This is a genomic window from Lactiplantibacillus fabifermentans DSM 21115, assembly GCF_000498955.2.
GTDB classification, from domain to species: domain Bacteria; phylum Bacillota; class Bacilli; order Lactobacillales; family Lactobacillaceae; genus Lactiplantibacillus; species Lactiplantibacillus fabifermentans.
In genome coordinates this window covers 1-12,878 of record NZ_AYGX02000104.1, presented here as the reverse complement: position 1 = coordinate 12,878, position 12,878 = coordinate 1, and the positions used below count along the sequence as shown (strand labels likewise).

The following is a 12,878-nucleotide window of genomic DNA, read 5'->3' as shown; positions in this document are numbered from 1 at the left end:
CAATTTGAATTAAGGAGCTTTCACATGGCGGTAGAATTAAAGATTGGCGATTACGTCCAAGGTAAGAAATTTGCATCACTTGAACATGATTTCAAAGGTGAAATCGAAAAAGTATATGAAAACTCAGTATTAGTATTAATCAAGGAATTTACTAAATCCGACGAACCGATTGTAAATGAATATAATCATCGCGCCGTTATCCGTAAATCTGAAGCAAAATTAATCAAAGCCGCACCTAAGCCAGTTGTGGAACCGGAAGCGGAAGAATAAAAAGTTTATAAATATCCATAGACAACAGAAAAAATGTATGCTAAAATTATTTCTGTTGTCAAATGCGGGTGTAGTTTAGTGGTAAAACTCAAGCTTCCCAAGCTTGCGTCGCGAGTCCGATTCTCGTCACCCGCTTAAGTGAAAGGTTCGGCTAACAGTCATGATTAATTCATGGCTGTTTTTTTACGGTTTGGAACGCATTTTTCGCCAGTATTCAAAACCAATATATAAGATGGGGATGAGGACGAGGTTGCCGACTGCAGTACCAATTAAGTGGGAGCTACTAATAAATAGATAGGCCAGAATGAGCCACAGCAGGATGCCAACGTGTTGGTTGACGAATAAAATTAGCGGATTGTCAGGATGGTGACGCCGATAGTAACTAATTACACAGAGGATGAGTACATAGGCACTCAAGAAAGCATAAAATGCGAGGTTGTTCATCATTAGCCCACTTTCTCGGTTGAATTTGTTAATGGTGTCATCCTAACATTGTAAATTTCGCGCTTCATCAATTTTTGAAGAATAGTTATATTTTTTGAAAAGCATCTGATTGTCGCTCAATACGCTCAGTGTGTAGGCTGCTTAGGAAGTGCACTGAGCATTTGGCCGGGCAATCAGGCGGGACCTCAAGTTCGTGAATGGTTGTGATCGGTGGTGGCCTCAAATTGTGAGACGACGATTAGTGCCCACTATTTGCGACGATTAGTGCTAAAATAAAAATATTGTAATTTTTGGAGGGCCACGACATGGAATTTAAGACTTATCATTTTGATGAACTAACACCGCGTCAAATTCAGGCAATGTATAAATTGCGAGTTGCAATTTTTGTGGTAGAACAAAATTGCCCTTACCAAGAAGTCGACGATACGGATTTAACGGCGCTGCATTTATTTGGCACGGATGCGGAGGGGCAGTTAGTCGCGTACGCGCGCTTAATGCAAGAACATGGCAATCAGGCCCGTTTCGGCCGGGTCATTGTTAGCGAGGCGGCCCGGGGACATGGTAGTGGTCAACGGCTCGTTCAAACCGCGATCGACCAAATTCAAAAATTATGGCCTGACACGACCCAAATCAATATTCAAGGTCAATTTTATTTGGACAAGTTTTATCGTTCATTTGGGTTAGTACCGGTTTCGGATGTGTATTTGGAAGATGGTATTCCACATCAAGATATGGTGCTAAAGTTGACGCCTAGCCAAACTAAGTAAATTCTGTTATACTAACGCATGGTTTAAAATGTACGACGTCTAATGAGAAAGAAAAGTACCGCAGTGACAGTTGTTTAGCGAGTTCGGGATGCTGGAAGCCGGATCAACGCCTGCGCGAAGCGCGCTTTTGAAGACGACAATTCGATAATAAGTGGATGCAATATCAATTAGAGTGGTACCGCGGGAATGTCTCGTCTCTTACATAGTTTATGTAAGGGGCTTTTTTTACGCATTTTTGCGACCCTCGAGGAGGAAAATATGGATTACAAACAACAAGTCGCTGACGCCTTGGCACCGGCTTTACCAGAGTTATCAATGGCGGATATCTTAAGTAAGATTGAACAACCGAAGACATCTAAACAAGGGGACTTAGCTTTCCCAACGTTTACGTTAGCTAAAATTATGCACAAAGCCCCACAAATGATTGCGGGCGACGTGGTCGAAAAAATTGACCAAAGCAACTTTGAAAAAGTCGTTGCGATGGGACCATACGTCAACTTCTTCTTCAAGAAAGCGGCCTTTTCAGCCGATATCTTGAACCAAGTATTGACTGATGGTGCGAACTTTGGGGATGCCAAGATTGGCGCGCAAGGTCAAGTGCCGATTGATATGTCATCACCAAACATTGCTAAACCAATTTCAATGGGTCATTTACGCTCAACGGTTATTGGGAACTCCTTAGCCAACATTTTAACGAAGATTGACTACAAGCCGGTTAAAATCAATCACTTAGGTGACTGGGGTACGCAATTCGGTAAATTGATTACGGCTTATAAGATGTGGGGGAGCGAAGAAGAAGTTAAAGCTGATCCTATCAATAACTTGTTGAAGTACTACGTGCGTTTCCATAAAGAAGACGTGGACCATCCTGAAATGGACGACGTTGCGCGTGATTGGTTCAAGAAGCTTGAAAATGGCGATGAAGAAGCCACGCATTTATGGGAATGGTTCCGTTCAGAATCTTTAAAAGCTTTCAAGAAGATTTACCAACGTTTAGATATCGACTTTGATTCTTTCAAAGGTGAAGCGTTCTATAACGATAAGATGCAAGAAGTTGTCGATATTTTGGAAAGCAAAGACTTATTGCATGAAAGCCAAGGGGCCGAAGTCGTTGATTTAAGCAAATATGACTTGAACCCCGCTTTGATTAAGAAGTCTGATGGCGCTACGCTTTATATCACGCGGGATTTGGCCGCTGCGATTTATCGGAAGCGGACTTATGATTTCGTCCAATCCTTGTATGTCGTTGGGAACGAACAAACGAACCATTTCAAACAATTAAAAGCAGTCTTAACGGAAATGGGCTTCGATTGGGCGGACCAAATTCACCATATTCCATTCGGTTTGATTACCCAAGGTGGTAAGAAGTTGTCAACGCGGAGTGGGCGGGTCATCTTACTCGACAAAGTCTTAGATGACGCGGTCGACTTAGCGCATCAACAAATTGAAGCCAAAAATCCTGATTTACAAAATAAGGATGCCGTTGCGGATGCCGTTGGGATTGGCGCGGTTGTTTTCCATGACTTGAAGAACGAACGGATGAACAACTTCGACTTCAACTTGGAAGAAGTTGTGCGTTTTGAAGGTGAAACTGGTCCTTACGTGCAATACGCGCATGCTCGGGCGGAAAGTATCTTACGTAAAGCTGGCAGCCCTGAATTGGCAACCGATGGTCAACAATTGAGTGATCCCGCTGCATGGGATACGTTGAAGTTATTGAGCGAATTCCCAGCGACGGTTGTCCGGGCCAGTGACGAATACGAACCATCAGTCATTGCCAAGTATGCGATTCATTTAGCCAAAGCCTTCAACAAGTATTATGGTAATACTAAGATTTTAGTTGAAGACGACGAATTAAATGCGCGCTTAGCGTTAGTTAAGAGTGTCAGCATCGTCTTGAAAGAAGCATTACGCTTATTAGGCGTTAAAGCACCTGACGAAATGTAATATCAGATATGATATAGAAAACGTGAGTCTGGGTTAAAAGCGACTTGCCGCTTCCGGTCAGCAGTAATTCCAGCCGCCGTGGCGACCGGTTCGAGCCAAAAAGCGGTCTCGAACCTCACTTTGAAGCTCGGCCCAGCCCGCCAATCTTCAAAGGTGTCGGTGCCGTAAGCTCGGCGAAAATCATGCCGAACTAACGGCACTTGCACGGCGACTTCCATTACTGCTGACCTACAGCTAAAATGGTCATATCATTCAAATAAGTATCTAAATAGCTGCTTCCAGTTTTGGGGGCGGCTTTTTATGTGCCATTGAAAGCTCAATTAAATTATTTCATCTCGCATTGAATGAAGCCGCTTTTTTGAGATTAGCGGGTTGGGATTAATAGTGAAGTGGACGACTATTTCTGGGATTAGCGCTTGGTAAGAGAATCCCTTGGTTTGCTAACAGGCCATGTTTGAAGGAATGTATTTTAAACACATTTTTTGTTGGCACATGCAAAGTGGATACCGACTAATGTTTGTAAACCACAAATACCCAAGCCTATAAATAACGAAATTGATATTCTGGTGCTATGCTGGACGTCAAATTAAGCCACGGTGGGGGTGTGGTGATGAGTTATTTGAGCTTGAAAGGGATTCATAAGGCCTATTATATTGGTCATAATGCTTATCCGGTGTTAAAAGGGATTGATTTAGACTTTAACTTGGGTGAATTTGTCACGATTTTAGGAGAATCCGGTGGTGGTAAGTCGACCTTGATGAATATTATTGGGGGCTTAGACCGTGATTTTGAAGGGACCGTCAGCGTTGATGGTCAATTACTTAATCATCAACGTGAGGCAACGTTAGACCGTTATCGACGTGAAACGGTCGGCTATATTTATCAGTCGTATAACTTAATCGGTCATTTGACGGTCCTAGATAATGTGTTATTGTCGCTAGATATGACCAAGCTAAGTCGCCACGCGCGACTACAGCGCGCCCATACGTTACTTGAACAAGTCGGCTTAAGTGATCAGTTGAAGAAGTACCCTAATCAATTATCCGGTGGTCAAAAGCAGCGGGTCGCCATTGCGCGGGCGCTGGCGAGTGATCCACAAATTATTATCGCCGACGAACCGACCGGCGCGCTGGATGCTCAGAATACCGCCGAAGTATTAGCTATTTTGCAACAAATTGCCGCGAGTGGTCAGTTGGTCATTTGTGTCACGCATTCGGCGACGGTTGCTAAAGCGGGCACGCGGACGGTGCAATTGACGGATGGCCAAATTACGGCCGATAATTCGGCTGCGCCAACCACGACGCCGAGCGCCACGTCAACGCGGTTAGGAGCCCGGGCGTTGCCATGGCGGGTGTCGTTAGCGACAGCCTTCAAACATTTACGGCATGCTTGGACTTGGAATTTGTTAATTGTGTTAGGGACAGCAATTGGGTTAGCCGCGGTCATGCTGTTCAATGGGCTCGGTACTGGGGTTAAAGGCTATATTAATAAGCAAATTAATAATTTGGTTGACCCCCAGTCTATCACGGTCATGCGCTACGTCAACGGCGCTAAAGAGCAAGAAGAACAGGCGGCCGCGGCGACCGACCCCGATATGGCGGGAACGGTAGCGGCACACATGCCAACATTTACGAGTACCCAAGTTCATGAGTTGCAAGATTTATCACATGTGGTCGCGGTACAACCAGGGATAGCGGCGAGTGATGCGACAATAATGATTGGTAAAACGAATTATTCAGTACCGCAATTAACGACCTGGACGAGTACGAATCAACGCAGCAGTATCAAAGCGGGAACGGTTCCGGGTAATAATCAAATTGTGCTCGATAAAACTTCGGTGGCGCAAAAATGGTCACAAAAAAATTGGCGTGCTTTGATTGGTCAAAAAGTAGTCGTCAGTTATCGTCTGTTAAATGTACGTGACCAATTAGTAACGGTCAAACGGACGTTGACGGTCGCTGGTATTATGGATAGTGAAGGCGGTGCTGGTGAGAGTGCGACCAATTATGCCACGATGCAAGCCATGCGCAAAGCCGCCAAAGTCACCAGTCAACCGACTTTTGTGACCGTGCGAGTAACGAGTCGGCGTCAAAATGAAGCGGTGGTCAGTGCGATCAATCGCTTGCGGGATAGTGGCCATCAACAGTTTGCGGCCACGAGTATTTCGGCCACTTTGGATAATATTAATACGTACGTTAACGTCGCAACCACTGTCTTGGCGGCCATCGCTGGAATTTCCTTGATTGTTTCAGCACTAATGATTATCGTGACGATGTACATGTCAGTGAGTGCCCGGATGAAAGAAATCGGCATCTTACGTTCACTGGGCGAAAGTCGCCGCGATATTCGGCGCTTATTTACGAGCGAATCCTTGATGGTCGGCGGCTTCAGTGCCATTTTGGCAACGGGGCTGGCCGCCGGGATTGGGGCCGTCTTAAATCATGCCTTGTCTCATCTGGCGGGCTACAACTTAGTCCAATTTCGGTTAAGTGATGTGATTACGGTTTTTGTATTGGCCTTAGTCATCGCCTGGCTGGCTGCAATCTTACCAGCTCGGCGGGCCGCACGGTTGAATCCAATTACGGCCTTAGCTGCCGATTAATTACGCTTATTATTTAAATCGCATGAGACTGAGACACAACTCAAAATTGGTGCCCGATGAAAGTCAAATTTCATCAGGCACCAATTTTGTTTTTTATCATTTCTATTGTTGATTTGTGTATTTAGGATTGTCTTAATCGTTTAGCGCTTCCGCCGCGGCTTGGATTTGCCGGACGCTGTTGATGATGAGTGGAAAGCCAATGTAAGGCAATAGCTGAATGGCAGCCCAAACTAAGGTGGCCGCTGAATTGCCCGCTTTTAAGCTGCCGCGCGCGTGAGCTTTGATTTGAAAATCGACGTTTAAGGTAATCAACGCCATTAATTCGTAGCGTTCACGTTGGGCGGTCGTTAACGTGCTGCGACGATAATAATCGTTGAAGAAATGTTGCGTGAGCCACTGTGGTAAGGCCGTCCCGGCACCGGCGGGCAGCGCTGCTAATAAATTTTTGATTTCAGTGCCGTATAAGTTAGCCTGAACTTTAACACCGTGTTGTTCGTCTGATAGCAGGGGCTTGAAGTCGGGCGCCAACTTGTCGGCGGCCAATTCGGCGTGAATGGCCGTTAACGCCCCCGCAACTTTTGGATAGCCGATGACGGGCGTGAGTTGATAAATGGTTTCTAATAACCGTGCTGGGGTCACCCCGGCTTGCAAGGCTTGATTAACATTAGCTTGAAAATGGGTCAAGCTACCTTGAACTGTTAAGGCAATCAGCCCAATCAGTTCACGATCGCCAGCGGGTAAGACGGTTTTAGGTGCGTTAGTTGTGGTCAAAAATGGCCCGACTAACGCGGCTAATTCAGGGTCATCCGCTAACCACGTGTTCATTAAATCAGAATCTGTCATAAAAAATCCTCCTAACGGGCGCAACGCACGCATTGCGTCGTTGACATTTGGGCTTCATAACTGGCCATTTTTGTTTCGATTAAGGTCAAATGGTCTTGTAAGGCTTGTAATTGGGCTAATAAACTTTGTTGTTGCTGTTGCATGATGGCATAACGGGCGGGCATCGTTTGGGTGCCGCCGGGAAGTAAATCTAAGTAACGTTTGATATCGGTTAAGGGCATCGCGGCTTGACGCAAACAGGCAATCAGGCGAATGACTTGTAGGCTGGTGGCACTGAATTGGCGTTGGTTGTGTTGGTCGCGGGTGATGCCGGGAATGAGTTGCCGTTGATCGTAGTAGCGAATGCTGTAGGCGGAAACGCCCGTTAAGCGACTCGCTTGTTGAATCGTCATCGTTGCGATAAGAATCAGTCCCTTGAGTTAGTTTAAGTCTACTTTAGCGCGTTCGTCAATTAATGTTAAATATCAATCTATTATCTAAAGATATGCAAAAATGTTATTGAAAATTAAACTGGTGGTAACGCTTTATTTAGCCTAAAATAAACCTATAAGTTAAATTTAGAACCTTTAACTTGGAAGTTGCCTCAACTTCAGGTTGTAAGCTGAATTCGGCTTAAATCAGGGTTGAGTGAGGTAGACAAGTTATGTTAGCAGTTTTAATTGGGTTAACGATTGGCATTGGGTTGCCAATCCAAACCGGGATCAATTCACGGTTACGCGATTCGGTCGGGTCACCATTTGTCGCGTCGCTAGTCTCGTTTACGATTGGGACGTTATTTTTAGCCGTCATTACTTTGATGCGTGACCATTCGTTGTTGTTTTCAGCGCAGCTATTTACCACGCAGCCAGTGTGGTTATGGCTCGGCGGCTTGTTTGGGGTAATTTATTTGACCGGGAATATCTTACTATTCCCGAAATTGGGGAGCGTGCAAACGGTCATCATGCCGGTTTTTGGTCAAATCTTGATGGGACTGCTGATTGATAACTTTGGTTGGTTTGCGGCGCACCGTGACCCGTTGACGGTGACCCGGGGGCTGGGCGCTGGCTTAGTTCTGATTGGGGTCATTGGGACAGTTGCTTTGAGCAGTTGGCTAGCAAATCGGCAAGCCAATGCCGCGACCGTCGCGACGCCGGGGCTCTGGTTATGGCGCGGTGCCGGTATTTTTACCGGCATGTTGAGTGCCACGCAAACGGCGGTCAATGGCCGTTTAGGGGTTGTTTTAGCATCTTCAGTCAAAGCGGCCTTAGTTTCCTTTTTTGTTGGCGCCGTCGCCTTATTGTTGATTGTTTTAGTGACGCGGGTGCCGTTAAAAGTGACGACGCCGGCGACTGGTCATAATCCATGGTGGATGTGGACCGGGGGCTTAATTGGGGCATTATACGTTTTAGGTAATACCGTCCTAGTGCCGTTAGTCGGGACCGGGCTGGCAGTCGTGATCGTCTTGGTCGGTTTGATGGCTGGTAGCCTAGTCATTGACCAGTTCGGTTGGTTGGGTGCTACCAAGCATCCGATTAATATGGTTCAATTAAGTGGCTTACTCGTCATGATTGCTGGCGTGGCAATGATTCGGTTATTTTAAACGGTGGGTCTGTGACGAAACTATCGACTACTTATACTTGCCGCAGTTGGCTGACCGTAATTCCATCATCCTGGGACCGGTCCAAGCCTGAGAAGCGGTCTTGGACCTCGCTTTTGAGCCTGAAACCCAAGTCTCAAAAGGCGTCCGTGGTGTAAACGGGCAAAAGACGCCCGTTAACGCCACTTTCAGGACGATTCCATTACGGTCAGCCAACTGCTCGGTTTGCCCAAAAATCGAGTATATGAATTTGTGATTGAACATTTTCAATGGTGGTTGCTAGAATTAAAAACTGGCCACGAGTAACCGATTTTAAGAAAGATCTTCCAAAGATGCTGGTGCTGTAAATGCCGAAAAACCAGCGGCATTAACACCACTTTCACGGCGACTGCCATTACTGCTGAACTCCAGCTAAACTGAATAATTTCAATTCTAAACACAACAAGTCCTGGCCACTATTTGTGACCGGGACTTGTTGTGCTTTAGACGAGCAGTGCAATTGAGTGATAGTTTCACGGAAGTCGGCTGGCCGTCAGCGTTCGAAGACTTTTGTCCTAGTATGTTTTCGTAGTTAAATTCTAATCGAAACCCGCCTTTACCAGTGATATACTAAAAAGTGAACTCAGACGGGTGTTATTAACCGCTGGTGCGGGGGACCAAGCGGAGTGGGGGAAATTATGCATAAAAAATTGATTGTTTTAGGGAGCGTTGGGCTGCTAAGCCTGTTACTCGTGGGCTGTGCCAGTAATTCCGGGCTCGCCATGCCGAAGTCGGCTTCATCAACGGCCACGTCAACGGTTGATCCGCATGCGCAGACTTTATCGCAATTGGCGGCCGCTGGAACGCGTTCGGTGTGTGGTTATTAGCAACTAACCACGATGCGGGCCAGTTGACGGCAAATAGTGATGTGGACACCGTGATCGTGTTAAGTCACGGTCAAGCAACCGTTTATAATACTGATATGCTGGTGGGGACAGCCTTGGCTAAAACTCCGGCGGCGGTCGTTGCCCAGGCGCAACGTGACGATGCAGCCTTTTTTAACCAAGCCTTGGCGCAGCGTTTGAAGGTCAGTCAAGCAATGTTAGCAGCCAAACAGCGCGTTGTCCCGGATGGCTATTGGTGGCCGGGACCGGGACGGGTCGAACATATTTTAGCAACCCAGGCCCAAGACTATGAACAAGTGGTCAAATTAGCTCAAGCCGCTCGCTATCCGACCCCAGAGCCGACGCCATTTAACACCCATACGGAAGAAAATGGGGAGACTTTTAATTTAATGGCTACTAAGGCGAGCCAGCGCCAACAAGCACGCAACCTCCAGCCAGAACCGTTTGCGGATGCCGAAAAGTTAACGGCCTGGCTGGGGACAACGCCGGTGTCGTCACGGGCGTTTGACACCACGGTAACGCGGACGGTTGCCGGTAAGTCGGTCAGTTATTTACATCAAAAAAATGGTCATCAAAGTTTTGTCCTATTAACGGATGGTCCTGCGCCCGGTTTACGGTTAGACGATATTTGATGCTTGATACTGCGATAGCTAAAATATGAGTCCGGAAAAATGAGTCACTACCGGGAGTCTCATTATGGCGTCAACTCGGCCAGAAGTATGCCGAACTAATGCGCTTTGTAAGGCAGTTACCATGATTGCTGGCGCCTTTGTCTGGTTGGTTAAACCATCAGGGGAATTAAGCAATGACATTTCAGAACCCCGTTAACTTGCTGACCAATGTTCCCAGATTACCCAGTTGTCGATTATGATACTAACAAGTTATTTGGTTTGACGACGTCGTTTACGGCGCCAATTGATGCCGGCAAAACCAAGTAAACTCATCCCTGAGATGATGATCCCAGTTGTTAAGCCGGGGACATCGTAACTCAATTTAACCTTATTTTGACCAGTCGTAACGGGAATGGCGGTTAAACCACCCAATACTTTTTTGGTCGTCACGCGTTGGCCGTTGACGGTAACGGTCCAAGCTTTTTCGTAAGGAATCGCCACGTACAACCATTTAGCATGGTTGCGGTTGTTGACAGTCCCGGTAACAGTTGTTTTGACGCCATTGGCCTGATAATGCGGCACAAATTCATTTGCTTGCAAGCCTTGATAAACTTGTTTGAATTTGGTGGCATTCAAACTGGCCAAATGTTGGTGCACCGATAAAGTGGGCTTAGTCGTTTTAAACGTTAATGTGACGGTTTGACCGCGTTTAAACGTACCTAAGTCGCGTAAAACGATATGGCCATCGGCGTTAACTTTCGGGGTCACTAATTGACCGTTGACCCGGAAAGTCGAATATTTAGTCGTACCATGCGTGTCGTCGTAGTATAAATGCCCACTCGCGTTTACTTTGAGCGTAACGTGGTGTAAGTAACGATACGTTTTGGCACTACTTTCATACGTGACCGCGTCTTTAGCAATTGTGGCTTTAGCGAAGTATGGCGTGGCACTCGGCTGGATGGCTTGTAAGATTTTTTCTTGGTTGACGAGCGCACTGTTAGCTTGCATCTTGAGCTTGGCAAAGGTGTCATTTGTCAAGAAGCCCATCCCAACGTGACTCGCAACGGTCGTTGTTTTAGCGGAGCCGTTGGCGTTCAGATGAACACTGTATTTGATGCCGAGTAACATTTCGCTAACGGCATTCATACCTTCCGAACTGACGCGGCGCACGTTTTTGCTATACAAACCGAGTGATTTTAACGTTAAGCGCGTCTGATTATCAAAAGTTGAACTGTAATAATTGGTATCATGGAAATTAAATAACATCGGATCATTATAATTTCGATATTTGGTATTGTAATTATACGCTTGGTTAATCAGTGTATTTTCGTTTTCGACTCGATATAATTGACCATCGGGATCATTGACCGCCGCCATTTGGCGATCTTCAGCTTGGTACAATGTCTGATACGCGGTCTGGTTACCAAACGGTGAGTGCCGCATCGAGATTAAGAAGTTGCCACCTAGTTCGGTCGCAATCACGCCGGTCAATAATAGTTGTCGCAACTTGCGCGTCGTCATGAACAAGATGATCGCAGTAACTGCGACGTAAGCTAAACTAAGGGCTAGTGTGGTTAGGCTAAGATGCTTGGCCGCGCCTAAGTTGCTGAGCCAGCCAATAACTAATAAGCTGGCTAAAATACCTGGTACACCGAATCGCCAGCGCGTTGATAGATCGCGTGGATGGGCCTGCCAAGCTTGAAACGCTAACATGATTAACACGAAGCTGACAAAGAAGGCTTGACGATATGGGAAGCCAGCGGGACGTTGGAACATGTGCCACATCGTATTGAACGTCTTGATTTCCATGCTCAAAAACAGTGCAACTAACAACCAAGCGGCGTGCTTTTTTTGTAATTTGTTAATCTTTGGCAGGGTAAAAAAGGCGATGACGAGTAAGGCAACTAATGTGGTGCTAAACAAAGTTGGGGCATGTTGGAGGCGGGTGGTAAAGTTATTGGCGCCCAATCCAAGTTGACTCAAAAAGTCTAAGCTAAATTGTGGTAATGGTAAATAATTGCTGAGTTTTTCGGATGACTTGGCAGTTTGTAACATGCCTAAACCGGTTGGAATTAGTAAGAATAAGGTGCTCAAACCACTCAATACGGCCGTGACAACTACGCGAGTGACCATTTGTCGGCGTTGGCGAACACTAGCCCAGAAACGTGTGGTTGGGGCTTTGGACTCGAACAATTGATAAACAAAGTAATAAATGACAAACAAGCAAGTCATATAACCGAGATAATAGTCGGTGACGATGCTCACCCATAACCACCAGAAAAATTGGGCAGGATGACCAGTTGCCATTAAATGGTCTAGTCCCAAAATGACGAGTGGCAACCAAATCAAGGCATCGAGCCACATAATCGTAAAGTAGTTTAAAGCAACAAAGCCGGACATACTAAAAGCTAACCCAAATAAGGCGGTGGCCCAAGTATTAGTTTGAAAGTGACGTTGCAAGAACCACGTCATTGTAAAGGCAATGGCCGCGATTTTGACAATGATGATAATCGTCAACCCGGTCGGAATTTGCGCAGCCGGAAAGGCGATTATCAACAAGTTGAACGGACTCATCAAGTAATAAGCGACGGTCGGAATAGCATTACCGCCGAGCGACTGTGAAAATGAATATAATTGAAAATTATGCGTTAAAAAAGCGTGCCGATAAGCGGTGAAAAATGATAAGTATTGACCGCCCATATCGCTAATTAATAAGTTATGCGTGCCAAACGGGGTAATTCCCGCTAACCAGAAAACCACGCTGCTGACGGCCAAGGCCATGATGCTCGCAGTAAGTGGCACTTGCCAGCGCCGCGCATCCCGTGAATTTAACATCGTACCTCAACTCCAATTTTTTTTAATGATTTATTTGATGGACCGGTAGATTGTAAAATTAATCCGAACGCTGTTCGGACAAAAAAGATCAGCTTCCTT

Annotated in this window: 12 protein-coding genes and 1 tRNA gene; 8 read left to right on the top strand and 5 right to left on the bottom strand. The window is 46.1% G+C overall.

Going from position 1 to position 12,878, the window contains the following annotated elements; all coding sequences use genetic code 11:
- Positions 1-24: 24 nt before the first annotated feature.
- Both DY78_RS09685 and DY78_RS09680 read left to right on the top strand, forming a co-directional pair.
- Entirely contained in the window at positions 25-270 is a 246-nt protein-coding gene (locus tag DY78_RS09685; protein ID WP_024624217.1) for a hypothetical protein, read from the top strand.
- A gap of 64 nt (positions 271-334) precedes the next feature.
- Positions 335-405, top strand: a tRNA-Gly gene (locus DY78_RS09680).
- A 48-nt stretch (positions 406-453) separates the two neighbouring features.
- On the opposite strand, the gene DY78_RS16140 is transcribed toward DY78_RS09680, so the two are convergent.
- On the bottom strand, positions 454-717 hold the full coding sequence (locus DY78_RS16140; RefSeq protein WP_156093448.1) for a hypothetical protein: 264 nt from the start codon (positions 715-717) through the stop codon (positions 454-456).
- Between the two features lie 302 nt (positions 718-1,019).
- On the opposite strand from DY78_RS16140, the gene DY78_RS09675 reads away from it, so the two are divergent.
- Positions 1,020-1,481, top strand: a complete 462-nt coding sequence (locus DY78_RS09675; protein ID WP_024624216.1) for a GNAT family N-acetyltransferase — start codon at positions 1,020-1,022, stop codon at positions 1,479-1,481.
- Between the two features lie 258 nt (positions 1,482-1,739).
- Positions 1,740-3,428, top strand: a complete 1,689-nt coding sequence (gene argS, locus DY78_RS09670; protein ID WP_024624215.1) for an arginine--tRNA ligase — start codon at positions 1,740-1,742, stop codon at positions 3,426-3,428.
- 2 nt (positions 3,429-3,430) lie between these two features.
- Here argS and DY78_RS09665 read toward each other — a convergent pair whose 3' ends face one another.
- Positions 3,431-3,646, bottom strand: coding sequence for a hypothetical protein (locus tag DY78_RS09665; RefSeq protein WP_033614013.1), 216 nt, complete (start codon positions 3,644-3,646; stop codon positions 3,431-3,433).
- Positions 3,647-4,038: 392 nt separating this feature from the next.
- Between DY78_RS09665 and DY78_RS09660 the strand changes: the two genes are divergently transcribed.
- Entirely contained in the window at positions 4,039-6,030 is a 1,992-nt protein-coding gene (locus DY78_RS09660) for an ABC transporter ATP-binding protein/permease (protein WP_024624214.1), read from the top strand.
- 132 nt (positions 6,031-6,162) lie between these two features.
- Here the strand turns inward: DY78_RS09660 and DY78_RS09655 are convergent, their stop codons facing one another.
- Positions 6,163-6,873: a carboxymuconolactone decarboxylase family protein gene (locus tag DY78_RS09655; protein ID WP_024624213.1), complete on the bottom strand. Its 711-nt coding sequence runs from the start codon at positions 6,871-6,873 to the stop codon at positions 6,163-6,165.
- Positions 6,874-6,884: 11 nt separating this feature from the next.
- Entirely contained in the window at positions 6,885-7,265 is a 381-nt protein-coding gene (locus DY78_RS09650) for a MerR family transcriptional regulator (protein ID WP_024624212.1), read from the bottom strand.
- A gap of 251 nt (positions 7,266-7,516) precedes the next feature.
- On the opposite strand from DY78_RS09650, the gene DY78_RS09645 reads away from it, so the two are divergent.
- From DY78_RS09645 to DY78_RS09635, 3 genes are all read left to right on the top strand, one after another.
- The gene (locus DY78_RS09645) at positions 7,517-8,452 is read left to right on the top strand and encodes a DMT family transporter (protein ID WP_024624211.1); all 936 of its coding nucleotides are present in this window, start codon (positions 7,517-7,519) and stop codon (positions 8,450-8,452) included.
- Between the two features lie 674 nt (positions 8,453-9,126).
- Positions 9,127-9,315 (top strand): hypothetical protein, encoded by a 189-nt coding sequence (locus DY78_RS09640; RefSeq protein WP_024624210.1) that lies wholly within the window; start codon positions 9,127-9,129, stop codon positions 9,313-9,315.
- Positions 9,303-9,965 carry a hypothetical protein gene (locus DY78_RS09635; RefSeq protein WP_024624209.1) on the top strand — a complete coding sequence of 221 codons (663 nt, stop codon included), beginning with the start codon at positions 9,303-9,305 and terminating at the stop codon, positions 9,963-9,965. The genes DY78_RS09640 and DY78_RS09635 overlap by 13 nt, the downstream gene beginning before the upstream one ends.
- Positions 9,966-10,214: 249 nt before the next feature.
- Here the strand turns inward: DY78_RS09635 and DY78_RS09630 are convergent, their stop codons facing one another.
- A complete protein-coding gene (locus DY78_RS09630) occupies positions 10,215-12,779 on the bottom strand; it encodes a YfhO family protein (RefSeq protein ID WP_024624208.1) in 2,565 nt (854 codons plus the stop codon).
- Positions 12,780-12,878: the final 99 nt, after the last annotated feature.